22 protein-coding genes are annotated in these 25776 nt (G+C 60.7%); 14 read left to right on the forward strand and 8 right to left on the reverse strand.

Annotated elements, in window-relative coordinates; genetic code table 11:
* Nucleotides 1-9: 9 nt before the first annotated feature.
* From HYT87_15215 to HYT87_15225, 3 genes are all read right to left on the reverse strand, one after another.
* A complete protein-coding gene (locus HYT87_15215) occupies nucleotides 10-978 on the reverse strand; it encodes a 4Fe-4S dicluster domain-containing protein (GenBank protein MBI2061088.1) in 969 nt (322 codons plus the stop codon).
* Between the two features lie 208 nt (nucleotides 979-1186).
* Entirely contained in the window at nucleotides 1187-4009 is a 2823-nt protein-coding gene (locus HYT87_15220; GenBank protein MBI2061089.1) for a molybdopterin-dependent oxidoreductase, read from the reverse strand.
* 62 nt (nucleotides 4010-4071) lie between these two features.
* A complete protein-coding gene (locus HYT87_15225; GenBank protein MBI2061090.1) occupies nucleotides 4072-5682 on the reverse strand; it encodes a radical SAM protein in 1611 nt (536 codons plus the stop codon).
* 421 nt (nucleotides 5683-6103) lie between these two features.
* On the opposite strand from HYT87_15225, the gene HYT87_15230 reads away from it, so the two are divergent.
* From HYT87_15230 to menB, 14 genes are read left to right on the forward strand one after another with little or no spacing between them, the layout of a single operon-like run.
* The gene (locus HYT87_15230; protein ID MBI2061091.1) at nucleotides 6104-6742 is read left to right on the forward strand and encodes a TetR/AcrR family transcriptional regulator; all 639 of its coding nucleotides are present in this window, start codon (nucleotides 6104-6106) and stop codon (nucleotides 6740-6742) included.
* Nucleotides 6739-8388 carry an NAD(P)/FAD-dependent oxidoreductase gene (locus tag HYT87_15235; protein ID MBI2061092.1) on the forward strand — a complete coding sequence of 550 codons (1650 nt, stop codon included), beginning with the start codon at nucleotides 6739-6741 and terminating at the stop codon, nucleotides 8386-8388. Before HYT87_15230 ends, HYT87_15235 begins: the two co-directional genes overlap by 4 nt.
* Nucleotides 8389-8398: 10 nt before the next feature.
* On the forward strand, nucleotides 8399-10087 hold the full coding sequence (locus tag HYT87_15240) for an NAD(P)/FAD-dependent oxidoreductase (GenBank protein MBI2061093.1): 1689 nt from the start codon (nucleotides 8399-8401) through the stop codon (nucleotides 10085-10087).
* Complete coding sequence (locus tag HYT87_15245; protein MBI2061094.1) at nucleotides 10084-10485, forward strand: hypothetical protein; 402 nt, start codon at nucleotides 10084-10086, stop codon at nucleotides 10483-10485. The genes HYT87_15240 and HYT87_15245 overlap by 4 nt, the downstream gene beginning before the upstream one ends.
* A 9-nt stretch (nucleotides 10486-10494) precedes the next feature.
* Nucleotides 10495-10929: a hypothetical protein gene (locus tag HYT87_15250; protein ID MBI2061095.1), complete on the forward strand. Its 435-nt coding sequence runs from the start codon at nucleotides 10495-10497 to the stop codon at nucleotides 10927-10929.
* A 4-nt stretch (nucleotides 10930-10933) separates the two neighbouring features.
* Nucleotides 10934-12142 (forward strand): CoA transferase, encoded by a 1209-nt coding sequence (locus HYT87_15255; protein MBI2061096.1) that lies wholly within the window; start codon nucleotides 10934-10936, stop codon nucleotides 12140-12142.
* Nucleotides 12139-12897, forward strand: a complete 759-nt coding sequence (locus HYT87_15260; protein MBI2061097.1) for a 3-oxoacyl-ACP reductase FabG — start codon at nucleotides 12139-12141, stop codon at nucleotides 12895-12897. Before HYT87_15255 ends, HYT87_15260 begins: the two co-directional genes overlap by 4 nt.
* Nucleotides 12898-12914: 17 nt before the next feature.
* Complete coding sequence (locus tag HYT87_15265; protein ID MBI2061098.1) at nucleotides 12915-14066, forward strand: acyl-CoA dehydrogenase family protein; 1152 nt, start codon at nucleotides 12915-12917, stop codon at nucleotides 14064-14066.
* 11 nt (nucleotides 14067-14077) lie between these two features.
* Complete coding sequence (locus HYT87_15270; protein ID MBI2061099.1) at nucleotides 14078-15895, forward strand: methylmalonyl-CoA mutase; 1818 nt, start codon at nucleotides 14078-14080, stop codon at nucleotides 15893-15895.
* Complete coding sequence (locus tag HYT87_15275; GenBank protein ID MBI2061100.1) at nucleotides 15892-16293, forward strand: cobalamin B12-binding domain-containing protein; 402 nt, start codon at nucleotides 15892-15894, stop codon at nucleotides 16291-16293. Before HYT87_15270 ends, HYT87_15275 begins: the two co-directional genes overlap by 4 nt.
* A 4-nt stretch (nucleotides 16294-16297) precedes the next feature.
* Nucleotides 16298-16729: a MaoC family dehydratase gene (locus tag HYT87_15280; protein ID MBI2061101.1), complete on the forward strand. Its 432-nt coding sequence runs from the start codon at nucleotides 16298-16300 to the stop codon at nucleotides 16727-16729.
* Nucleotides 16726-17820 (forward strand): radical SAM protein, encoded by a 1095-nt coding sequence (locus HYT87_15285; protein ID MBI2061102.1) that lies wholly within the window; start codon nucleotides 16726-16728, stop codon nucleotides 17818-17820. The genes HYT87_15280 and HYT87_15285 overlap by 4 nt, the downstream gene beginning before the upstream one ends.
* A 13-nt stretch (nucleotides 17821-17833) precedes the next feature.
* Nucleotides 17834-18598, forward strand: coding sequence for a glucose 1-dehydrogenase (locus tag HYT87_15290; GenBank protein MBI2061103.1), 765 nt, complete (start codon nucleotides 17834-17836; stop codon nucleotides 18596-18598).
* Between the two features lie 16 nt (nucleotides 18599-18614).
* Nucleotides 18615-19403, forward strand: coding sequence for a 1,4-dihydroxy-2-naphthoyl-CoA synthase (menB, locus tag HYT87_15295; protein ID MBI2061104.1), 789 nt, complete (start codon nucleotides 18615-18617; stop codon nucleotides 19401-19403).
* Between the two features lie 84 nt (nucleotides 19404-19487).
* Here menB and HYT87_15300 read toward each other — a convergent pair whose 3' ends face one another.
* From HYT87_15300 to HYT87_15320, 5 genes are all read right to left on the reverse strand, one after another.
* Nucleotides 19488-20093 (reverse strand): SIS domain-containing protein, encoded by a 606-nt coding sequence (locus HYT87_15300; protein ID MBI2061105.1) that lies wholly within the window; start codon nucleotides 20091-20093, stop codon nucleotides 19488-19490.
* A gap of 203 nt (nucleotides 20094-20296) precedes the next feature.
* The gene (locus HYT87_15305; protein ID MBI2061106.1) at nucleotides 20297-20764 is read right to left on the reverse strand and encodes an adenylyltransferase/cytidyltransferase family protein; all 468 of its coding nucleotides are present in this window, start codon (nucleotides 20762-20764) and stop codon (nucleotides 20297-20299) included.
* Between the two features lie 16 nt (nucleotides 20765-20780).
* Entirely contained in the window at nucleotides 20781-21803 is a 1023-nt protein-coding gene (locus HYT87_15310; GenBank protein MBI2061107.1) for a bifunctional hydroxymethylpyrimidine kinase/phosphomethylpyrimidine kinase, read from the reverse strand.
* The gene (locus tag HYT87_15315; protein MBI2061108.1) at nucleotides 21800-22720 is read right to left on the reverse strand and encodes a hypothetical protein; all 921 of its coding nucleotides are present in this window, start codon (nucleotides 22718-22720) and stop codon (nucleotides 21800-21802) included. The genes HYT87_15310 and HYT87_15315 overlap by 4 nt, the downstream gene beginning before the upstream one ends.
* Entirely contained in the window at nucleotides 22720-25716 is a 2997-nt protein-coding gene (locus HYT87_15320) for a GMC family oxidoreductase N-terminal domain-containing protein (GenBank protein MBI2061109.1), read from the reverse strand. The genes HYT87_15315 and HYT87_15320 overlap by 1 nt, the downstream gene beginning before the upstream one ends.
* Between the last annotated feature and the right edge of the window lie 60 nt (nucleotides 25717-25776).

Here is a 25776-nt window from a genome sequence, read left to right on the forward strand (position 1 = left end):
CGCCGGTTCTCAGGTGATGGTCCCCTCGGCTCTTGCGACCGGAATTCTGAATCGGTCGGAGAACCGGTAGCCGATGAGGAGGTCCATCAACTCGGAGCGGCGACCGGAGCGGGCGACCGCCCTTTCACGTTCGAGTGTGTCCAAAGCCGACTGCACGCCATCGCCGAAGAGCTGGACGAGATAAGCGAGGGGTATTCTCGGCGCGCTCTGAAGCCGCCCCTCGGTATCATACGTGGCCGGGGCACGAGGGGGGACGTAGAACACGTTCGGCTCCGTGCCGAACTCCGGATGAAGAGGCAAAGCCACCTTCCACTTTTTGACGAGGGCATGAATCGGTCCGGCGGGATCGTCCGCAAAGCCCACGTAGCGTAGCCGACCGGGACACTGCCGCGCACAAGCGGGCGCCGTCCCTTTCTCGACCCGCGGAAAGCAGAAAATACATTTCTGTGACACCCCCTTCGCTTCAGTGAAGTAGATCTTCTTGTAGGGGCAGGCCATGTGGCAGAGCCTTGTGCCCTTGCACTGGGTGTCATCAATCAAGACGATGCCGTCTCGCTCTCGCTTGTAGATCGCCTGATTGGGGCAGACCGGGACGCAGGCCGGATTCGCACAGTGATTGCACATCCTCGGCAGGTAGAAATAGTACGAGTTGGGGTACGTGCCGCCGCCGATGTCCTCGTCCCAATTCGGCCCCCACGGCTCTTGCTGATCGCCTGGGCCGAATACGTCCTTGTTGTCCTGCTCCTCAAATCCAAACGACCATGGACGCCCGAGGGTGGCCGGTGTGGGCATCCCGCCGACCGCCCCCGATGTGTTGACGGGGTTCATGCGCTCCCAGCCTCTCGGCCATCCCTCTCCCGGCTTGGTCTCGACGTGGTTCCACCACATGCCCTCCTGTCCCAGATCACTCGTCCACAACTTCTTGCAGGCGACGGTACACGTCTGGCAGCCGAGGCACTTGTTGAGATCCAGGACCATTCCTAATTGCGGCATGGTGAACAACCTCTGGCGCTATGGCGCGGGCTGAAGCCCCATGCCACGGAGGGTATGGGACCATGATATGTCGCCGCACCACGGATGGTGCGGCATGGAACATGGCCCGCGGCTACCGGAGATCCCAATCCGGGGTAGGCGCAGGCTTAAGCCTGCGAATGCCTTGAGCCGAATGCTGATCCGGCTCATTGCCCTATGCGCTCTCGAAATCGCACAGCGTGTCATTGACATGCTGTCCCGGCTGCGCCTGGCCCATGATCTGGTGGAGGTGCCCCCATCGGCCCGTGAAATGGAGCGGCTTGATCATGCCGGGCTGAATGGACTTGTACGAACGGTGTCGCTTGAACTGGTACGGCTCCCAGGCGTGGAAAAGAAAGAGCTGGCCGGGCTGGAGCTGGGGCGAGACTTTCGCATGGATCTCGAACGAACCGAGCTCGTTGAATACCCGGACTAAACCGAAATCTTGGATGTGTTTCCGAGCCGCGTCCTCGGCGCTGATGTACAGGAGGGGCACGCCTCTCTGAAGCCTCAGCAGCACGGGATCGTCGCGCCAGATGGAGTGGATGCTCCAGCGCGTGTGACCGGAGGTCAGCCGGAACGGAAAACGACCCCCGGCGTTCACGGGCGGCTTGAAGGTGGGCAGGCTTTCACCGACCTCCCTGAAGCGGCCCTGATCGATGAGAAACTGGACGCGCCCCGTCGCCGTCGGCCATGGCTTTTTGTGAAGTGTGAAGTCCTGGCATGGGGAGAGCGGCTGATCTCGCCTCAAATCCGAATGCGTCTGCGCGTGATACGACACAAACATGGAGTTCCGGAATCGCTTGATGCCTTTCCGTTTCATTTCCTTCACGGTGGTGCCCATGGTGGAGTAGGTGAGGGTGAGGATCTCCTGGCAAACCTTTTCTTCTTCGCCGGGACCAAACCGCCCGCCGAACGAGAACCGATCGTGGAAATCCGAATACTTCATGTTCCCCCGCCGCCGGGCCTCCTCCTGGATGGCTCTCGCCAGGAGGGAATAGATCTCCCATTCCGATTTCGATTCGCCGAGCGGACTCACAACCCGGCTGGAGAAGTGGAGATAGGGCACGTACGAGATGGGGTATTTGAGCGTGACTTTTTCGTAGGGCGTGGCGGCAGGGAGAACGTAATCGGACCACATTCCGGTGAAGGTCATCTTGAAGTTGACGTCCACCACCAGATCGAGTTTCGGCCAGAGCTTTTCCAGGAGCACGGGGTAGTCGCCGGTTCGTCGAAGCACATTGTTTCCTCCCGTGAACCACGCACGCGGTGTTTTCGAAAGCGCCGGGTACACCGGCGTTTCTCCACGCTCCGCAGCCTCCTTGAAGATGTCGTCCATCGACTTGCGGTATGACGGGTCGTGGTACTCTTTGCGGTTGAGAACTTCGCGCAATCCTCCGTGCGCGTAGTTGAATGTCGAGTTGAATGTGAGAGGCCGGCCTTCAAAATGTTCCTTCTGGAAGGCATACAGGAACTCCGCCACCGTCTGCCGGCCGGTGGCGATGCGGAACAGGTTCCGTCCGAGGTCCTTTTTCTGCATCATCATCCCCATCGAACCGCGCAAGCCCGCGTCTTCGGCGGCGCACAGGAATTCGAAACCTTCGACGGGGAACCAGCCGATGACGTCGAATCCGCCGCCGGGGCGGCCGATGTTTCCCGTGAGCGCGGCCAGGAGGATCCTTGATCGAATCATGAGGTCGCTGTGGTAGTAGCGGTTCGCGCCCCAGCTAGAGATGATCAGCGCACTCTTCGCGCCGGCAAACCGGCGTGCGAGAGATCGGATCGTGTCGGGATGAATTCCGGTGATGGAATGGGCTTGCTCCGGCGTCCAGCGCGCCAACTCCCTTTTGAGAAGAGTGAACACCGTTGTGATATGCCGTCCCTCCCAATCCCATTCCCCTTCGAGGACCGGCTGCTGTCCGCGCCATCGCAGAGTGCGTTCTTCCGATGCTTTCGATCCCGGCGTCTCGATGGGATTCCCTGATGGAGCATCCCAGACGTAGTAGACGTCCTGTCCTTCTTTGCGAAGAAACGTGCCGGTAGCGGGATCGACCAGAAAGGGCAGGTCGGTCTGCTCGGCGATAAAATCCCGGTTGATGAGCTTCTCCTCGATCATGACGTGCGCCATCGCGAGGGCGAGCGCGGCGTCGGTGCCCGGTTTCGGGTTGATCCAATAATCGGCGTGGATGGACGAGGCGTTCTGCTCCGGCGAGATGGAAACGACGGTCGATCCCCGATATTGCGCCTCCCAGAGAAAATGGGCATCCGGAATCCGGGTCACCGAGGGATTGAAGTTCCACAGCACGATGAAATCGGAGAGATACCAGTTGTCCGAAGTGCCACCCACGTGCGTGATCCCCATGGTGAGCGCTGCGCCGTAGCTGAGGTCGCCGATCTCGCCCCACGAATCGAGCAGGGTGGCCCCGAGCAAGTTGAAGAATCGCACCCGTGCGGCCGTCGTCGGCCCCACATCGAAATGCGGGCCGAGATCGTGAATGATGCACTCCGCCCCGTCCTTCTCGATGATGTCGAGGAGACGCCGGGCGATGTCCGTAACGGCTTCGTCCCACGAAGCCCGGTTCCACCGGTTCTTTCCCCGGTCTCCGGCACGACGCAGCGGATGGATCGGCCGCGAGCTGGAATAGACGAGGTTGGTGAAACAACTTCCCTTGTTGCATCCGCGAGGATTGAAGTCGGGCACATCGGATCGCACGGGCTCATACGCCGCCGTCTGCTCCTCGCGGACGATGAGGCCGTTCTTGATGTAGAGATCGAACTCGCAGGCGGAGGCGCAATTGAGCCAGCCGTGTGTGCCTTTCTCGATCCGGTCCCACGTCCATCGGCTTCGGTAGGCGTCTTCGAACACATTCGGCGAGGGCGCCTTGGGTAGTTTAGTTTGGGCGTGGGCGAACTTGGCCCGGATGGGCAGCAAACGAGTGAGATAGAGGGCGCCGGCGCCCTGAACACCGCGTCGGAGAAATTCCCGACGTGAGGTCAAATGAGCAGCCGCACGGTGCGGTCGCGAAGGGGATCCGGCCATTGTGGAGGCGACCGGGAGTGCTACGAGGGCAGGGCCCGGGACCCGAAGATGTTGCTCGCGAGGGACTTGGCGTGCTTCCAGTTGAGGACGTTTTGCAGCGGGGCGGTGTGGGGAACGAACTCCTTGGGCCGGTCCGGGTCGAGATTCCGGATGTAATGGATGTAATCCAAGTTGGCGGCGATTTCCTTCCCGTAATCGACGAGCTTGAAGAGGGGCCAAAGTGTGATGAAGTTGAAGGCGTACGTTCGGGGTTGCAACAGATTAAGAGGATTGGAGAGGCCGAGGGATTTCCACAATCGGGGCGCGGCGCGGCGGATTTTCACCGTCACCATGCTGCGGCGGTCCGAGTAGAACCGCCGGTACGCGTTGAGGCATCCCATGTACAACTCATACGGGGTCATGTTTTTCGGCTGATAGACGACGTGCTGCACGTCGTAGAACTCCCAGTGTTTGGTGAAGATGCGCCCCTGTCGTTCCAGATCGTCGTAGAAAGGCGTGCCGGGGAAGGGCGTCATCGGCATGAAGCCCGCGAGGACACAGTTCTCCTTGGCGAACTCCAGCGTTTTGTCGATGGATTCAAGCGTGTCGTGATCTGACCCGAACATGAAGAAGCCATTCACGATGATCCCGTGGTCCTGCATGGTCTTGATGCACTCGCGGATGAGCTTGGAGTTCTGACCTTTCCGCATGTAGCGGAGGGTTCGGTCGTCGATCGACTCAAATCCGAACGTGGCGAAGAAACAGTTGGTCCTTTGGAGGAGCTTCATGAGCGTCTTGTCTTTCGCCGTGTCCGATCGCATCTGGGAATGCCATCCGAGACGGGGGACGAGGTTCTTCGTGAGCATCCGGTCCAGCAGACCCTTGAGGTACTCCTTATCGCCTGAGATCGAATCGTCCATGAAGAAGAGGAACTGTTGTTCGGGGTCGAATCGTTCGGTCAGTTCGTCGATAACGCTTTCTACTGAGCGGCTTCGGTAGGCTTTGCCGAATTCCGGTGTAATCGAGCAGAAATTGCAGTGGAACGGGCAGCCGCGCGAGACCATCGTGAAGTGGATGAATCGGCTGACCCAGTTGGTCCGGGAGTTCCAGCCGTGGATCTTGCCGAGTCTCGGCCAGGGAATCGTGTCGAGTTGTTCGGAGGTCAGGAAAGGGCGGGCGGGGTTGTGGATGTGGGCGCCGGCATTCGATTTGAAGGACAGCCCTTTGACGCTTTCCAGCGGACGGCCCCGTTCCAGCGCGTCGAGAAGGTCCGGCAGCGTCTCTTCGCCTTCATTGCGCACGACATAGTCGCCGTGCTTCAACGCGTCGTCGGGATTGAGCGTGGCGTGGGGCCCGCCGAAGATGACGGGTATGCCTCTCTTCCGTGCTTCGGCGGCAATTTCGTAGCCGCGAACGGCCCACAGTGTTTCGATGGAGACACCCACCAATGCGACGCCGCCCTCTCCGCTTCGCTTTGAGGACGGCGAATGGAATGGCGATGAAACCCCCGCGCCGTCAAACCAAGAGGGGGAGAAGGGCGTGATCATTTCATCGCGAACGTCCACTTGGTGCCCATCTCTTTCGAGGATTTCCGCCAGGATGGGGAGGCCTGCGTGGGCCGTGTACATGAGCGGGAAGCGGTTGGTGGACATGAAACCGGAGTAACGACTCGAGGCGGGGTAGACGAGGACCACGCGACCGCGTTTCCAAATCCGGACGGTTCCGGATCGCCCGCCCCGTCTCGCCGAAGTCGTAGTCCTCTCCGAATCCTGCTCTTTCATCTTGCCCGGCTGAAAGCTGAACGCTGATCGCTGATCGCTATTGAACGCACTTCCTGTTGCATATGGAGACTGTCTGAACAGTTAGTTAGCAAGGGCTGTACCAAAGCACGTGTGGCTGTTCCCTCTCAATCAGATTCACCCATTTCAGCTATTTCCCATGGCCGGAGAGGAGTGGCGATACGTCCTCTCATGAATAAGAGATCCCTCGGCAACCCCTCCATCTGTCGCGTCACTGCTATGAAATCCATACGTGTCTTGGCGTGGTCATTGCTGAGTGTGTACTCACTTATAAATGGGCATCGAGCATCGCCTCTCAAGAGACCATCGCAGAATCGACATCCTCCACCGTGCGGTACGGGCATTCGGAAAAACCAACTTCCACCGGACCACGACCAAGACCGTCGCGATTGAAGCGGGAATCTCCGAGGCCCTCCTCTTCCAGCATTTCAAGAACAAGGAGGATCTTTTTGTCGAGACACTCCGGCAGGCGAGTCAGGAGCTCAACGACCAACTTGAGCGGATCCTGTCTGACCATGTGGAAGACCCGCTCGCCGCGTTCGCGAAAGCATACATCTATTTCTACGACCACCTGAACCGCTTTCCAGGGTATGGACGGCTCGTGCTTTCGGCGCTTGCCGATTCCGGCGATGAACGGTTCCGCGGGGTCCTCGAGGACAACATCGCGCGGGCGGAGAGTATCCTTCTCGGAGGCATCCAACGTGGAATCGACGCGGGAGTCTTCCGAAAAGACGTGAATCTTGAACTCGTGCGCTGGATTTTCGTGAGCGGCTACCACTACATGATTGTGGCGCGGCAGCTGGGGCGGTTGCCCGAAGCGAACGCCGAGCTGATGCAGGCGCTGCTGAAACCCATTCTAGCCGATCCGATCGCATCGGTAGCGCAGGCCAAAGGCAAAGGGGAAATTCAATGAAAACCGAGTTCGACGTTATCGTGGTCGGCGGCGGCATCAACGGCCTCGCCTGTGGATGCTACCTCCAGAAAGCCGGTCTCCAAGTGGCCGTCTTCGAAAAACGGAACGAATGTGGACCCTTCGCGCTCACCGAGGATATTTTCGGCGCAGGCGTGCCGGTCGACACGCACGCCGGCGTCTGCTTCATCGTGATGAGCCCCGCCTGGGGCGATCTGGAACTCGAGAAGTTCGGTCTCGATCTCATCATCCCAAAAGTGCCGGCGGGCACGGTATGGAAAGATGGGAAGAATCTGCTCTACAGCACCGATCCGGTTCGAACCTACGACGCCTTCGCCCGGTTTTCAAAGAAGGACGCGGACACGTTCTTCCGCGTGGCCGGTTCTCTCATCCCGCAGGCCCCCGAGATTCTCGAACGCGCCGTGTTCAGCGCCCCCTCGGAGGAAAATCTCGAATACATGTGGGAGCTGGGAAAGCACGCGGGATTCAGCGCGCGGGACGCGAAGACGATGAACAGCTTCGAACTGTTCGACCTGATTTATGAAAACGACTACGTGCGGATGAGTTGCATGGGCGGCTCCGCCATCGGCGTCTTCGGTGATCCCGCCGAAAAAGGCGAGGGCATGCTGATGTCGCTCCTGGGCTTCACGCTTGCCTTCGGCGTCCCCCGGGGAGGCATGCACAATCTGGTCCACTCGCTTGTCCGATGCTTCCGCCACCACGGCGGATCGCTCTTCTACAACGCGCCCGTGGAGCACGTGGAGTTCGAAAACGGGGCGCCCCGCCGAATCGTTCTGAACGATGCGGCGCCGTATCCCACGCGCGAGTTCAAGGCCCGCCAGGCCGTGGTGATGCACGTCAGCCCGCCCTTGGCGAAAAACATGCTGGGGAAAGATGCGATCGCGACGAAGGATCCCGAACTGTGGGGCAAGATGGAGGATTGGGACATGACCGGCCACTGCGCGTTCACCTCCTACGTCCTCCTCAAGAAACCGCCTCGATGGGATTCGGAAACGTGGGACCCGGATGTGAATCTCTGCGCCTTCCCGTTGCGAGCGTGGGACTCGTGGGACCACGCGAAGCGATCCTTCCAATATGCGAAGAACGAGGAACTGTTTTCCGTGGCGGGCGATGTGGGCGAGATGTACAACCTCTCGTCGGTCGATCCCAGCCGGGTCTCGCCGGAAGGGCGGACCGTCGTCGTCTACGAGGTCGAATACCCCATGAATCTCCGCCGATACGGCGGAATCAAGGCGTGGGACAACCGCGAACTGACGGATCGGCTTCACCAATCGCATCTCGAAGATCTGGGTTCACTGATTACCGGATTCAAGGACCAACTCCTCGCGCACACCTACTACACACCGATCGACAACTGGCGCCGGAATCCCTCGGCCATCTACGGCCACGAACTCGGCGGAGACGTGAGCGGAGGTCAGTGGTACTTCGGACGGATGCCTTCGAGGTCCAAGATCGGCGGTCTCTACTTCAGCCAGGGAGTCTGGCCCGCCTCGCTCACACACCTCGGCAATGGATATGTGGCGGCATGCGCCGTGGCCGAGGATCTCGGTGTCCGGAAGCAGCCCTGGTGGAATCATCGACCGTTGGATTATTTCCAGGGGCGCGGATTCCTCACGGGAAGCTTCTGAGGAACCGATGATGGCGACAAGCGCAATACCTGATCTCGATGTCCTGGTCATCGGCGCCGGACCCAACGGGTTGGCCTGCGCGGCCTATCTGGCCCGAGCCGGAGGCAAGGTGGCGGTCGTTGAAAAAAACGTGGAATCCGGAGGCGGCCTTCTAACGCAGGAAATCTCGGGATTCAAACTCAACCATCACGCGACGTACATGATGCTCGCCGAGCGGATGATCCCCTATGCGGATTTGAATCTCGCCGACCGCGGTGTGGCCTTCGTGCGGCCTGAAGCCCAGGCGGCCTTCCTGTTCAAGGACAAATCCTCGTTCACACTCTACACCGACGTCAAGAAATCTCAGGAATCGATCGCGCGCCTGTCCGCCAAGGATGCCGAAGCCTACGGAAGGCTCCATGATGAGTTTCAGAGGATGTGCGACGCCTTTCTGATTCCCGCGACGTACGCCCCGCCGGTTGAACCGCTGGAGCAGGTGGAATTGCTCCAGAACGCCGACCAGCTCGGGAAAGTCATCGCCGATATCTCAGAATGTTCTCCCCTCGAAGTGATCAATCGATATAAGTTTTCCGATCGGCGAGTGAAGGCCGGTGTCCTTTACCTGGCTTCGATGTTCGGCCTCGATCCGGAGGAGAGCGGGATGGGATTCATGGCGCCGATCTATGTTCACCGGCTGACGCAGAATGCCCTCGTCCGCGGCGGGTCGCACCAATTGGCTTCGGGATTGCGTCGCACGGTGGAGGAGTCGGGCGGACGGGTGATCACGAACAGCCAGGTCCAATCGTTCGTTCTTGAAAACGGACGTGTCGTCGGAATCCGGCTGCGGGATGGAGAACTCCGCGCGCGGGCGGTCGTGAGTACTCTGAATCCACTCCAGACATTCAGTGAACTCCTTCCAGCCATGAAGGATGGCGAGTTGAAGGAGATGGCGGAGGAATGGCAATGGGATGAGTGGAGCCTCTTTGTGTGCAGCTCCGGCGTGGTGGGGCAGGCCCCACTTTACGAAGGCTACGCAGAGGAGGCGAACCGCGCCCTCGTCGTCGTGATGGGATTCGATTCCGCGGAGGACGTCCTCCAACATGCGGCCGAACTGCGGGAGGGTAAGCTTCCGGAAACGATCGCCGGACACGGAAGCTGCCTGTCCCTCTTCGATCCCCTTTTGGCGCCCAACCATGTGCCGTTCGGCGAGCATCACGTCCTTCGCTGGGAGTGCTGGGCGCCCTACCGTGAAGATTGGGAAGGAAAGAAGGAACCCTTCGCGGATAAGTGTATGGAAACGTGGGCTCGGTATGCGCCCAACATCCGGATGAACAATGTCCGTGTCCGCATCCCTTGGTCGCCCCTGGATATCGAGCGTGAGATTCCCACGATGAAGCGAGGGGCGATCAAACACGGCGCCTACGTGACGCTTCAGATGGGGTACAACCGGCCCTCGCCGGACTGCTCGGGTTATCGAACCCCGATTCCCGGACTCTACGTGGCCGGGGCGAGCGCGCATCCCGGAGGAATGGTAATTCTCGGACCGGGGTACAACGCGGCGCGCGTCGTCGCCGCCGATCTATCGCTGGGAACGATTGAGAGCGACGACTCTTCGGTGGCCGAAGCCCGGCAAAAAGGCTATCTGCCGCCCCTCAACACTCCCTCCCCCCCGGCGGGGGAGGGAAAGGGTGGGGGGGGAGACCGAAAGAGTTCGCCATGAGGCTCTGGTCCAAGGGCTTGGGATCGAAGTACATCCTACCGCTGAATCTTTGTGAAGCCGAAGTGGCGCTCGGCGATGGCGGTGTCGTCCTGAAGGGGATCATTCCCGTTCGCAAGGTGCGGTGGTGGTACAAGATGGCGTTGTCGGAGGACGACATGATCCGATTCGTGCGGTTCGTCAACCGAAACGACGTCCGCGCCTTTCTAGCCCGCCACGGAGGCATGAGGTTGTGGATCAAGGTGGTGATGGACAGCGCGAAGTTCGTGGGGTACTACGTGATGAGCTGGTTGAGGAAGCCGTCAGCGATCAGCCGTCAGCCGTCCTCGGCATCGATGGACGCCGGCGATTCGCCTCCGGCGGGCGAAAGCCCAGGCCGAAAGCTGACCGCTGAAAGCTGAGAGCTACGAATGGAATTCTGGTCCAAAGGTCTGGGGCGACGAAGCATGGTCATCGAGATCGGCACGGAAAACGTCGAAGACGATGGGCGGGAGTTGGTTCTCACCGGAGCGGTCAAAGCTCCCGTGAACTGGAACTATGTCATCGGCATGCAAAAGCAGTGCTGGGACGACTTCTTTTCGATTGCGCTCAGTCCGCGTATGGCGGGATACATGGCTACACCAAAACGACTGATGCTTTTCGTGAAGCTCACATTGTTCGTAGGGTGTTTTCTGCTGTTGTACCCGTTTACGCTATTCGTGGGGGTGGTCTCCGGGCCGCGTGGTGCGTCGCCGGCGGAAGCAAGCATGGATCAGGCGACAGGTCGGTTCATGGAACTGGTGGCCGCGGGGCGGCGGGGCAGCGTGGACTCCGGGGACGAGGCTGAGGAGGACGAAGTACCGTAGGGGCATGTCCGTCTCAGATCCATCACTGCCACTCGCCGGCGTTCGAGTCGTGGATCTCACGGGCTCCTACGCGGGGCCCTACTGCACCATGATGCTTGGGGATATGGGGGCGGAGATCATCAAAGTAGAGCGTCCGCCCGGAGGAGACGAGTGTCGCACGTGGGGCCCGCCATTCAGGGGCGGTGAGAGTCCGTGGTTTCTATCCGCCAATCGCAATAAGAAGAGCGTTCTCCTCAACGTGAAGTCGCCCGCCGGTCGGAGCGCGCTAAATGCGCTCGTGGAATCGGCCGACGTATTCGTGGAGAACATGCGACCGGGCGCCCTGGAACGAAGCGAACTCGGGTATGAGGAACTGTCGAAGAACCACGCCGCGTTGATTTACTGTGCCATCACCGGATTCGGCATGGACGGGCCGCTCCGAGATTCTCCAGCCTACGATCTCCTTGGGGAGGGATACGGCGGAATCATGAGTGTGAGCACGGAAGAGGGGCGGCGGCCTCTCAAGGTGGGAACGGCGGTTTCGGATATCGTTGCCGGAATGTTTGCGGCATTCGCGATCGTCAGTTGCCTCCACCGAAGACAAAGGACGGGCCGCGGTGAGTTCATCGACATCTCGTTGCTCGACGGACAGATCGCTTTCATGGCGCCGCGCCTGGCGGCATTCCTGGTGGGGGATGAACCACAGCGATGCAGGGGTGGCGCGGAATCACCCATTGCCATTTATCGATCCTTCAAGGCAAAGGATGGATACTTGACGCTGGCCGTGGGGAACGATCAGATCTGGGCCCGATTGTGCAAGGTTCTCGGAATGAAAAGTTGGATGAATGACCCGCGTCTCGGAACGAACGCGGACCGAAAGCAAAACCAGGATGTGATATTCGATGCCCTTGAGCGTGAAGTTCAGACCAAGACGCGACGCGATTGGATTCGTATCTTCTCCGAGGCCGGCGTGCCTTGCGGTCCGGTGAACACCTGCGAAGATGTGGTAGGAGATGAACAGGTCATCGCACGGAAGATGATCACGGAACTGGAACACGCCAGCCTGGGAAGGATTCGGCTTGCAGGTGCGCCCTGGAAACTGGGGGGACTGACGGAAACCGCCGCGAGCCCGCCACCCGTCTTGGGGGAGCACACGGAAGAAGTTCTCCGCTCCGCCGGATTGACGCCGGAGGCCATCGCTGCTGTTCGAAGCGAAAGCGAGCCGCCGGCATGAACACTTCCTTGGAGGGCAAGGTTGCGATTGTCACTGGAGCCAGCCGGGGACTCGGACGCGCGATTTGCATCGCGCTGGCCGAGGCGGGTGCGAAGGTGGCCGCGGCGGCGCGAAGCGGGAAGGGCCTGGACGAAACCGGTGAGGCGGTCAAACGAGCCGGCGGTGAATTTCTCGCCATCCCCGCCGATGTGTCCTCTTCCGCCGACTGTGTCTCCATCGTCGACCAGACCCACAAGCAATTCGGCAAGATTGACATTCTGGTGAACAATGCGGGAGTTCTACTCGAGAAACCCTTCCTGGAGATCGAAGAGCGGGAGTGGCAACAGGTCATCGAAACCAATCTGGGCGCATGCTACCGGCTGTGCCGCGGTGCGGGAAAACACATGGTCCAAGCCGGGTCGGGCAGCGTGATCAACATCACATCGATCTGGTCGGAGATGGGGGTGAACCGGATGGCCGCCTATTCCGCCTCAAAGGGCGGGGTGGTGAGTCTCACCTATGCCCTTGCGGTGGAGTGGGCCCGCTTCGGAGTGCGCGTGAACGCCATCTCGCCGGGATACTTTGATTCGGGCATGACCGACGAGGCCATGAAGGTGCCTCGGGTGAAAGACGCCATTCTCGGGCGGATACCGATGCGAAGAATTGGCCGGCCGGAGGAGTTGGGCCCGCTCGTTGTCTACCTTGCCTCGGAGGCTTCTTCATTCGTAACCGGCTCGGTATTCACAATCGATGGCGGGGAAACGGCCTCGTGGTAGGGGACGCGGACCAGTGGCTGACCGGGGAGCAGAGAGAGATCCGCGGCCATGTGCGCCAGATTGCGCAAAAGGAGATTGCCCCGCGTGCCGCGAAGACGGATGCCACCGGATCATTCCCCAGGGAGAACATGGATCTGCTGGCTCGACTCGGCCTTCTCGGGTTGGCCATGCCGAAGGAGAACGGTGGGAGCGGAGAGGGCGCGCTGAGTTTCTGCCTGGCGATTGAAGAGATCGCGAAAGCGTGCGCCTCAACCGCGACGGCCTACGCCACCCAAACTCACTGCGCATATCCGATCATGATGGCCGGCTCGGAGGAACAAAGACAGCGTTGGCTTCCGGCCCTGGCCACCGGCGAGAAAATCGGCGCCATTGCTTTCACCGAGCCACAGGCGGGAAGCGATATCGGAGCCATGGCAGCCACAGCGGAAAGGCGTTCTGGAGAATATCTCCTGAATGGCCGGAAGATGTTCATCACCAACGGAACAGAAGCCGGGATTTTCGTCGTCTTCGCTTCAACGGACAAGGCCGCCGGCAAGAAGGGATTCACCGCCTTCGTTGTCGAGGGCGGGACCAGGGGTCTCCACGCGGGTCCCGCGGAGGACAAGATGGGCATCCGCGGATCGGTCACCTGCTCCCTGGAGTTCCAGGACTGTGTCGTTCCCGAAGACCATCGTCTCGGCAATGAAGGGGATGGATTCGCGCTGGCCTTCCGGTTCTTCGACCGATCGCGCCCGGGCATCGGCGCCCTATCGGTGGGTATTGCCCAGGCGGCCTTGGACTATGCCGCCGCCTACGCTCTGGAGAGGAAGCAGTTCGGCCGGCCGATCGCGGATTTCCAGGCGATTCAGTTCCTGCTGGCGGACATGGCCACGTCGATTGCCGCCTCCAGGTTGCTCGTTTACCATGCGGCCATGCAGACCGACCGAGGATCGGATGGATCCCGATCCGGGGCTTCGATGGCGAAACTTTTCGCCTCCGACACGGCCATGCGGGTGACCACGGATGCGGTGCAGATCCTCGGAGGGTACGGCTATTCCAAGGAGTATCCCGTCGAGCGTTACATGCGGGACGCCAAGGTGACCCAGATTTTTGAGGGAACGAACCAGATCCAGCGTCTGGTCATCGCCCGGTCCCTCCTGGCGGGAGCCACGGGGGGTGTGAGCCAGTGAGCGGTGATCCAGTGAACCGAAAGAAGAAGGCCGGATCACGGGATCACGGGATCACGACCTCCAGGAAGGAGGAAGTGCCGCGGGAGGACAGGAGTCCGGAGCGGCCGGGATCACGGTCGGATGGCTACCGTGAGCGTCCCAAGCGAACGACCACTTGGTCCGGGCTGGAGGTTCAGGAATCCTACTCGCGGAAGGACGCACCGTCCGACCGCGAACCGCCGGGGGAATATCCCTTCACTCGCGGCATTCATCCGAACATGTACCGCGGCCGGTTCTGGACGCGCCGGGAGGTCTGTGGGATCGGCGGGCCCAAGGATACGAATGAACTCATCAAGTATCTTCAGCGAGAGGGTCAGACCGGTGTCAATGTCATCTTCGACATTCCAACCATGACGGGGTTGGATGCGGATCATCCGCGCGTTCCCCATGAAATCGGCGTGCAGGGAACCTCCGTCTCTTCGTTTCAAGATATGGTGGACCTCTTCGCCGGAATCCCTATCGAGGAGTTGAGCGTTTCGCTTGTCGTCACTTCTTCCGCCGCGCCGGTCATTCTCTCCATGTTCCTGGAGTTGGCGGCGAAACGGGGGGTGGACACTTCGAAGCTCCGGGGAACCGTTCAAAACGATCCGTTGCATCACCGATACTGCGGCTACCCCGCGGCCTTTGCGCCGATCGGCCTCGCTCTGCATACGGCGGTCGACATTATGGAATACACGACGCGGAAGGTTCCCGGCTGGCATCCGATCAACGTGAACGGATACGATTTCCGGGAGAGCGGGATCAATGCGCCGCAGGAAATGGCCTTCGCCCTCGCGCAGGCCGAGGCGTACATCCAGGCCGCCTTGGCGCGAGGACTTCCGATCGATTCCTTCGCGCCGCGGTTCGCTTTCTACATGTCCGCCCATATCGACATCCTCGAGGAAGTGGCCAAGCTGCGCGCCATCCGAAGAATGTGGGCCCGGATGATGATGGAGAAATACGGAGCGAAGAATCCCGATTCCATGAAATTCCACTTTGCCGTTCACACCGCGGGTTGCGCGTTGTATCCGCAACAGCCGATGGTCAACGTCGTCCGTATCGCCTATCAGGCGCTCGCCGCCACTCTGGCCGGCGCCGGCTCGCTCCACTGCTGCGCGTACGATGAACCGTTTGCCTTGCCCACCCGGGAGTCACATCGCCTGGCGCTTCGAACGCAGCAAGTTCTGGCCTACGAAACGGGCGTGGCCAATACGGCCGACCCCTTGGGAGGATCTTATTACGTAGAATCGCTTACCGATCGGCTGGAGGAGGAGGCGCGCCAGGTTCTGAATACGATCGTCGAACAAGGAGGAATGGTCGAGGCGATCGATTCGGGTTGGATCGATCGGGAGATGGACAAGGCGGCGCTCCAGCACCAGAAAGAAGTTGAATCGGGGGAGCGGACAATCGTGGGGGTTAATGCGTTCACGATTTCTCCCACGGAGGATACGCAGGTTGTCGGAGAAGAGGCGCCGGCGTCATCAAAGAAGGAGCAGATCCGGAGGCTGGTCTTCCTCCGGGAGGGCCGGGATGGTGGGTCCGTGAATACGGCCCTCCGGAAACTCGGTGAGAGGGCCAGGCGCGCCCGGGAATTCTCGATGAAAGTGCGGGAGTCGTTGAAAGGGCGGTCGACACCTCTTGCCCCCATCGCCTCGCCCGGCCATGGCGAGATCTCCGATGTGAATCTGATTCCCGCGATGCGTGACGCCGTTCGATACGGGGCCACGCTGGGCGAGGTCCTCGGCGTCGTTCGCGAGGGATTTGGGGAACCGTACGATCCCATGGGTGTCTTGATGAATCCGTTCGAATGAGGCGACGTAGAATCCTGATGGCCAAGGTGGGCATGGATGGCCATGACCGGGGCGTGAAGGTGGTGAGCACGCTCCTTCGTGAAGCAGGCTTCGAAGTGGTGTATCTCGGAAAGCTCCTCACCGCGGATACCGTGGTCGAGGCCGCCATCCAGGAGAGTGCCGATGCGATCGGCCTTTCATTCCTGTCCGGCGAGCACGTCACGTACACCCGGGACGTCATCCGTCTGATGAAGAAGCGGGGATTGGTGGGAAAGAAAGGCCCCGTGGTCAAACTGTTCGTAGGCGGCGTGTTTCCCAACACAGACATCCCGAAGATCAAGTCTGCCGGGGCGGACGATGTTTTTCCCGCGGGAACGCTGGTGGAGGAAATCGTGCGGCGGATCGATTCGGTGATTTGAATCCATGCTGACCCGAAAACGGTACGAGGATCTGAAAGTCGGAGATCGTGTCGCATTGACGCGCACCATTACGGAAACGGACATCATTCTGTTCGCGGGTCTCACCGGGGACAACTACCCGGTCCACATCGACGAGGAGTACGCCAGGCATACCCGTTTCGGCGGGCGGATCGCCCATGGAATGCTGGTGGGAAGCTTCGTGTCCACTTTGAACGGATGGCTGTTGGGCATCGGGGGTGGGATATCGCTGAAGCAAACCCTGGAGTTCCGAAAGCCCGTTCGTCCGGGCGACACGATATCGGCGGTGGCCGAAATCACGGAGCTGATCCCCGAAAAGCGTCAGCTTCGGGTGAAGCACACCCTGACCAACCAGAAGGGTGAGATCGTGATTACGGGCGAAGCATTGGAAATGAAGGACCTTGAGGAAGCCCCGTGAGTCACTCGCTCATCTCCAAACCCATCCCTTCGAGCAAGTACTACTTCGAACGCTACCTCAGTCCGAGAAAGCGGCACGCCGCGGAGAATCTTCGGCCGAGGATCGTGGATTTCGAACTGACATCGAAGTGCGCGGGCGCCTGCACGTATTGCTACACGAGCAGCCCGTTCTTCAAGGGGCAGGACATGCCCACCGAGCTGGCGCTCCGTTTGGTGGATGAGCTGGTGGAACTGGGGATTTCGCAGGTGCAGTGGTGCGGGGGCGATCCGATCCTCCACGCGGACTGGGAGAAGGTCGTGACGTACGCGGGGGAGAAAGGCCTCAACAACAGTGTCTTCGTCGCGGGCATCGTCTCCAAGCGGGTCGCGACAATCCTCGCCTCGCTTCCCAACCTCCACCTCGTAGGGATTAATTTCGATACCATCGACCCTGAAGAGTTCGCGAAGACGCACACGCAGGGCAGGGTGTTGAAGATCAAATACCAGGCGCTGGAGAATCTGAAGGAAGCGGGGTTTCATCCGAGTCGGATCATGCCCTGCCTCACACTGACCAAGCCCATCGCGCGGTCGATCGAACGGACGCTGGACTACCTGGTGGACGAGTGGGGCGCCGGATACGTGCCGATGTTCGTTTACCATCCAATCGGGCAGGGGACCGACGATGCTTTTACGCCGAACAGGGATGAAATCCGACGGGCCTATGAGTATCGGGCGAAGAAGATGGGCGATCATTGGCTGAGAATCGGTCCGACGGAATGCGGCAAATTCTACTGTCGTTCGAAGTTCCACATTACATACGACGGGCGAGTGCTGCCCTGCGCGGTGTTGTATGATTTTGAAGTTGGGAATGTGAACCGGGAGCCGTTGAAGGAAATTGTGTCGAAAAATGCGACCAAACTGTGCTACGACTTTGACATCCACGGACCGTGCGCGAAGTGCGCGGACAGCGACGTGTGCTGGGGCTGCCGGGCCAATGCGTACTTTTACTCGGGCGACATCACCGGGTCGGATCCGATGTGTTGGAAACACGGAGGCGTGCCGATCCGTCGCCGGGTTTCGGGAGGGATCCCCTGCGGCGTTTCCGCTGGATAAGAAGGAGGGTTCTATGGGTGTGTTGCAAGGGAAGACAGCGATCGTGACCGGCGGGGCGAGCGGAATCGGCCGCGCCATCGCGGGGCGTCTTGCTCAGGAAGGAGCCTGGGTCGGTGTCGTCGACCTGAATGAAGAAGGCGCTCTCGAGGCCGTGAAGGAAATCGAATCGCGTGGAGGTGCGGGCGGCGCCTTCAGGGCGGACATCACTCAATACGCCGCGGTCCAATCGTGCGTGACGAAGATCGAGGAGGCGCGGGGGTCGATCGACGTTCTTGTGAACAACGCCGGGTGGGACATGATTCTTCCCTTCGCTGAGATGACGGAGGATTACTGGAACAAAGTCATCGACATCAACTACAAAGGACCTCTCCACCTGTGTCGCGCGGTGGTGGAAGGCATGATCCGGAACAAGAAGGGGAAAATCATCAGCATATCGTCGGATGCCGGTCGGGTAGGGTCGAGTGGCGAATCGGTCTACGCCGGCTGCAAGGCGGCGATCATCGCTTTGTCAAAGACGCTGGCACGTGAACTGGCCCGCCACCAGGTCACCGTGAACGTGGTTTGTCCGGGGCCGACCGATACTCCCTTTCTCAAACGTGTCACCGGCGGTGAGATGGGTGCGAAAGTGATCGATGCCATGATCAAGGCCACTCCGCTGCGGCGGCTGGCGAAGCCCGAAGATATCGCCGGTGCGGTGCTTTATTTCGCGTCGCCGGATGCGGATTTTGTCACCGGACAGGTTCTGAGCGTCAGCGGCGGACTGACGATGGTGGGTTGAAACGATAGGAGCGGCCATGAGCTACGAAGATATCCTGTACGAGAAGAAAGACGGTATCGCCGTCATCACGATCAACCGACCGAAAGTCTACAACGCCTTTCGGGGGAAGACGGTGGACGAAATGATCGCGGCCTTCAAAGACTCATGGCACGATTCGGCAATCGGGGCGGTCGTCTTGACGGGGACCGGCGACAAGGCGTTTTGCACGGGCGGCGACCAGAAAGACCGTGGAGAGAAGGGGTACGGGGATGCGAAGACCGGCATCGGGCTCGACATGGAAACGTTGCATTGGATCATTCGCGCCGTTCCAAAACCCGTGATCGCCGCCGTGAATGGATACGCCATCGGGGGAGGTCACGTCCTCCATGTCATCTGCGACCTGACGATTGCATCGGACACGGCGAAGTTCGGACAGGTGGGCCCGAAGGTGGGGAGTTTCGACGCCGGCTTCGGTTCGGCCTACCTCGCGAGGGTGGTGGGTGAAAAGAAGGCGCGCGAGATATGGTACCTCTGCCGCCAGTACACCGCGCAGGAAGCTCTGGCCATGGGGCTGGTGAACAAGGTTGTCGCTCCCGACAAGCTCATGGATGAAGCATGGGCGTGGGGCCGGGAAATCCTTTCCAAGAGCGGCACGGCCATCCAGGTTCTTAAGCAGTCTTTCAACGCCGATACGGACCATATCGAAGGCATCGGCCGCATGAGCGAAAGCGCGCTGGCCTTGTTCGTCCAAACCCCCGAAGCCCACGAGGGTCTCAACGCGTTCAAAGAAAAGCGGCCTCCCGAGTTTTCCAAGTTCCGAAAATAAGAACGGCGGCGCCATCCCCGGATACGGGTCACTGGGGCTGGGCCTTTGTTCAGAGAGAGGGAGGAAGAAAGGAGAGGAAGGGGGTCAGCAGCGGATGTGGCAAAGGCCGCCGGTGACGGATTCGTCCTTGTGCAGCACGCCGTAAAGTTTCTGAACGGCCATGTGGAGAATGACGAGGTGGAGGTCCTCCACTTTCTGCATGTCGTGGGCGGGAACGTGGATGGACTCGTGGGCCATGCCAATCAGTTTGCCGCCGCTGAATCCGGTCAGGCCGAAGGTCTTGGCGCCGTGCGAATTCGCGTAATCAACCGCTTTCAGAACATTTTTTGAATTGCCGCTTCCGGATATGGCTAGAACGAAGTCTCCTGGGCGGAGGAAATTGATCAGCTGCTGAACGAATACTTCCTCATAGGACACGTCGTTGGCGTAGGCCATGAGGATCGAAAGATTGTCGTTGAGGCAGATGACGCGAAACCTCTTGGGCAGTTCCGAAGAGACGCTCTTGTTGACGTCCTGCGTGAAGTGGGAAGCGGTGGTGGCGCTACCCCCGTTGCCGAAGGTGAAAACCTGCCGGTCCTCCCGGTACGCTTCCAGGAACCGCTCGCACAGATGGTCGAACTTCTCCGCAGGGATCCGATCCATCAATCCTTTCAAGGCGGAAAAATAGTTGGCGACGAACCCGTTTTTCATGATGGTTTCATGATAGCGAGCGGGCTACGGAGCGTCAAATCGGGATTCACCACCGTTTGAAGATAAAGAAAACGGCGGCGATGACAGTCGACCGCGGAACGAAGAGCCTCTAACAGAATGCCGATTCGTAGGGGAGCTTCTTCAGATGCTCCCTCTTGTCGGGAGGGTCTGAAGACCCTCCCCTACGCATTCTGTTAGACGCACTAAATCTTGGGAAGGCTGCGGATCTTCCGAAGCAGGCGGCTGGTGGAGAGGCCGTGGAATTTCGGGATGAGATGAAGCCGCCCACCGGCCTTCCGGACCACACCGCTTTCGATGCAATTCTTACCGTACTCGGCGCCATTCACGTGCACATCCGGACGAATCAGGCCGAGCAGACGCCGGGGATCCTTCTCATCGAACAGAGTGACGTAGTCCACGCATGTAAGCGCGGCGAGCATTTGAGCTCTGAACGCCTGAGGGACGATGGGGCGATTCGGCCCTTTGTTCCGGCGAACCGAAGCATCCGTATTGAGCCCCACGACGAGGATGTCCCCCTGGCGCCGCGCCTCCTCCAGGTATCGAACGTGTCCCGCATGAAGGAGATCGAAAGAACCATTCGTGGTCACAATGCTTCGGCCTTCGCGGCGGAGCTGTCGCACTCGCGCCAAGAGCCGGTTGCGAGGGAGGATCTTCCTGACGCCGGGCTCAGGGTTGGTCTTGCGTGGCACGGATCAGATCTTCCGCGGTAACGGCTGTCGTACCGACACGGCCCACGGCAACGCCCGCGGCTGCGTTGGCCAGCAGCGCGGCTTCGATGGCGCCGGCTCCGGCGGCGAGGGCCAGTGCCAGCGTGGCAATAACCGTATCGCCCGCGCCGGTCACGTCATAGACCTCGCGCGCCTGGGTGGGGATGGAAACCGGGGCTACCGTCGATCGACCGCCGCGGTTGGAGCGTTCGAAAAGCATCATGCCCTTCTCCCCCTGCGTGATGAGGATCGAACTTCCGAAACGTTTCCGCAGGGCCACGCCCACCGCATGCGGGTCTTCCGCTCCGGCCTCGTCGAGGCCGCTCATCAGTCGGGCCTCCGACCAGTTGGGAGTGAGGAGCGAGACGTGCTTGTAGAGGAGGGCGTTTGCGGGCTTGGGGTCCACAACCACGGCCTTGCGGTGACGCCGGGCGAACCGCATCAAGGCGGTCATGGTTTCTCTGGTTACGGTGCCTTTCTGGTAGTCCGAAACCACGATGAGATCCGATCGAGGGACCTCGCGTTTGAGACAGCGAACGAGGGCGATTTGGAGGGATCCATCGATGGGGCGGGCGGATTCATAGTCGAGCCGCAAAAGCTGCTGGCTGTGACCGACGACGCGCACTTTGACGGTGGTCGGACGCGTGCGGTCGACCACCAGGTTGTGCGGCGCCATCCCGGCCTTTCGGTACTGGCTTGCCAGCTCCCGACCGTGCGCATCGGCGCCGCGGACGCCGATTCCGGAAGCCTGACCTCCGAGGGCTACGATGTTTCTCGCGGTATTGCCGGATCCTCCCAACGAGTATTCCTCCTTTTGGACGTGGACGACTTGAACCGGAGCCTCCGGGGAGATACGGCTGACGTTGCCTCGGACGTATCGATCGAGCATCACATCGCCCAGGACGAGGATCCGTTTTCCACGGAACGCGCGAATGAGCGCCAAGCTGCGCGCCCGAGAGAGCGTGGGACTCGGCGCGGTCATGTTCGTCCGCACAGCTCCCGGGCGAGTTGGGGCAGCGTCTGCTCGAAACGGCCTTGAACGAAGAGGGAGCGACCGCCGTCCTTCGTCGGCCGCTGGAGTACATTGACGCGCGGTCGGTAGTGATCGATCATGTCGAACACCGCCGCCGTGAAACCGCCGATGGGGCCCTTCACATTTCGGGCTACGGAAAGCGCCTTCACAAACACCTCCGGGAGTATCACGCTGCTTCCGAGATTGACCACCACGCCTCCATCGCCGAGCCGCGAAATGGAATGCGCGAGGATCTTGAAATCGAGGTAGCTGGTCTGGCCGATCGCGGCGCCGTCGCAGTGGGGAGATTGGTAGATGGTATCCGTCCCGATGGCGGCGTGGATCGTGATCGGGACGTCTTTCTCGCGGGCACGAAGCAGGACGCTCACTTCGGCGTGGGGTGGTTTTTGTTCGGAGAGGAATTCCGCAAGCGCCTGCCCCAGCCCGATCCCGCGGGCGGCGCCGTCGCGAATAGCACGGTTGATGTCGCGGAGGGTTTCCTCGACCATTCCAAACGTTCCATCCGGCAGCGTATCGCCGACCTCCTCGGACGTCCGACCAAAGGTCGCGAGTTCATATTCGTGAATGGGTACGGCGCCGTTGGCCGCGAGGTGGGAAACAAATCCATCTTGAATGAGCCGGCGAAGGACGAGGCTCAATCCGACCTTGATGGAGTGCGCCCCCATGAGCCAAAGCATCGGCTTTCCCTTCGATCGTGCCGCCCTAAGCAGGTCTGCCAGTTCACGGATGGGGGCGGGGGAGGAGGGAAGGGCCGCCCAAAGGGTCTCGTCGACCGGGCGGACGTCCGTGAGATGAACCTTGTGGGGCCGTTCGCGAATGCTGTAGGTCTTGATGCCCGCGAAATCGAGATGGGGATAAGCGCTCATCAGGAGAGAGAGCGGGCGATGTGTTCGGACGCTCGCGTGGAGAGGGCCATGATGGTTTCCTGCGGGTTCACGGCGACGGCACTGGGTACCACACTGCCGTCGCAGATGTAAAGCCGGCGTACGTCGTGCGTCTCGTGGGTGGCGCTCACCACGGACGACGCGGGATCGCGTCCCATCCGGCAGGTTCCGAGAGGATGATACGCGCTGAGGAAGAAGTCACGGGGCTTCAAGGAAGCGCCACGAATGCGTCGAAGCTCGTCAATGGAGCGGACCTCGTGGAAACCGTGGATCATGGGATGGACTTCGCGCGCGCCGGCGGCAAAAAAGATTTCTCCAAGGATCTCCACGGCGCGGCGGAAACGGGCGAGCTCGGTGGCGCTGAGGGAGTAGAGGATCAGGGGTCGTCCGTTCAGCCCAACTCGCACACGGCCGGGCGTGTCGTCTTCGATCATGGCGCCGAACGAGGCGATGCGGTCGAACGAGTCCATGAGGTCGGTGAATCGTTGGCCGAACGCGGGGAACATGGCGGCTCCGAAATCCACGGGTGGAGAGGCTCCGAGCAGCAGGATGCCCTCCCGGTGAAATTGATTTACGCAGTAGCCCTGCGGGATGGCCCGGTGGCCGTCCACCAATTCGTCCATGAGCGCGGCGACATGGACGGCGGGGTGAATGGAGAGATTGCGGCCGACCCATCCGCTCCGGTTGGCCAGTCGCTGGCGGAGGAGGAGAACGGGAGTCAACAGCGTTCCGCACGCGAGAACGGTGGCGCGGGCCTTCACTCGAAAGGGGCGACCGGTTGAGAGGACCTCGCCCTCGATCCCGGCGGCTTCATCTCCCTGCATCCACACACGGCGGGCCGAGACCCCCGTGTACAGAACGGCGCCCGACTGGAGCGCCATCGGCACATACGAGATGTTCATGCTTCGGCGTGCATCCGTGGGGCAGCCGAAATTGCAAACCCCTGCGCCGTCGCATTCGGGAGCATTCCGTTTGAGTGGAAGGTGCGAGTACCCGAGCGCGTCGCAGCCGCGCGCAATGATATTTCCGACCTGACCCACGTATTTCATGTCTGCGGGTTCCGCGCCGATCGCCTGTTCGACGCGTTCGAAGTGCGGGATCATACGATTCATGCAGAGATCCGCGAGGCCGAGATCCTTCACCCAGTGTTCGAGGACCCACGGCGGAGTTCGCCAGCAGGTTCCCGTATTGATGGTGGTCGATCCGCCGACGGTCTTCCCCATGGGAATGGGAATGACGGCGTTTCCGATGGCGAACGTGGCCCCCTTGTCGCGGTACAGCAGGCTTGTCATATCCCACGCCCGGCGGGAAAAATCCTTTCGCGTGAAGTAGCGGCCTTCCTCCAACATGATGACTGCAAAACCCTTTTCCGCGAGTTCCTTTGCCGCGACCGCGCCCCCGGCGCCGGTGCCCACCACCACAACATCGCAGTCCAACACCTCACCCTCGGGAATGGCCTCGCCTTCGTGGACCTGCGCCATATGACGAGGCGGAGGATCGTGTACCGGCTGAGCACCCCACACCGAACCGTAGGCTTTGAAAATTTCCGGGTCGTCGAAGTGGGCGATTTTGATCGGCGTCGTGAGTCCAAGTGCAAGAACCCGTAGGATCATTCCGCTGGATCCCCAGCGATTGAGGAGCGCCGCCTGCCTTGCGGCTGTCAATTGTGTGAACAGCCGGCCCGTGGCGAGGAGAGAAACCAGTTGAACGAGCCTCAGACCCACTCGGTATCCGAATCGGACCCACCGGCCCGCGTCCGTGAGGAACCATTCCACCCGCGCGATCGTCGCTTCGCCCGCCGCCTGAAAACGCTTTCCCGCGGGAATGGTGGCTGAGGCCAGAGCGGCCAGAATCGCGCGATCACTTGGGGGAAGCGGACGGCCTTGGTGCTCCGACATCGGTGGCTGGCCCACTTCAGCTTGAGTCGGCGTAGCGGGATTCTCCTTGAGAGATCCTGGGCCGGGCGCGACGATGACGCTCAGCTTCCCATTTCCACTATGGCGAGAAGGAGCATACTTGGATACAAACCATTCAAGTGTTTCTTTCATTCCTATCTCGGCGGGCCTGGGGTTCCAGCCGAGTTCCCTCCGCGCCTTCTCCGACGTGAAGCCCCAGGAGTCGGCCATGGCCATCCCCTCGACGGCGATCCTGGGCGGGAGTCCGGCCAGGCGGGCCAACGGCGAGAGGCTGGGAGCCAGAGCCCTTAACGTGCCTCCCTTGAGCCATATCCGCGGTGGAGAGATGCCGATCGACCGGGCCATCAGTTCCATCCACTCCTTGAGGGTCAGGACCTGACCAGCGATGATGTACTCTTGGCCGGGGCGGCCCTTCTCGGCGACAAGTTCCAGACCGTGCGCGGTGTCGTCCACATGCGTAAACGTGAGGCACGCATCGGGAAAGGCGGAAACCCGGATCAGGCCTTTGACCATCAGCCGCATGGTCCATCCGATCAGGCTCGAATCGCCCGGCCCGTAGACTGCACTGGGCATGGCGATTCGAACGGGAAGCCCCTTCTCCGCGAAACGGAGGACTTCATCGTGCGCCTCCCGCTTCGTGGTTTCGTAATGAGACCTTGGCGCACCGTCGTTCTTCTGCGATTCATCGCCCGGGCCGTTGCGATTTGGGCCAAGAACGGCGACGGTGCTGCAATAGACGACGTTCGACACGCCCTGCCGGAGCGCCTCGGCCATCACGTGGCGGGTTCCGTCGACGTTGATGGTGCGCATCCGGGCGGCATCCGCTGCGCCGATTTCGTACCAGGCGGCGACATGATAGACGCGGTCCGCGTTGCGCATGGGTTCGCGGAGTGTGTCCGGTTGCGTGATGTCACCGGGGGCGATTTGCACTCCCGCGTCCTTCAGGGCCTGGACGTTGCCGGATGAACGGGCGAGAGCGATGACTTCGTGTCCCTGCTGCTTCAACCGCAGGGCTAACCGCCCGCCGATGAATCCCGTGGCGCCCGTAACGAAAATGCGCATCGTGGAAGTGTACTCCACGGGGGGCGCGGAGGTCTAGCTTGGCGCGGGGTTGACTTCCGA

The organism is Nitrospirota bacterium (assembly GCA_016180645.1).
Classification (GTDB): domain Bacteria; phylum JACPQY01; class JACPQY01; order JACPQY01; family JACPQY01; genus JACPAV01.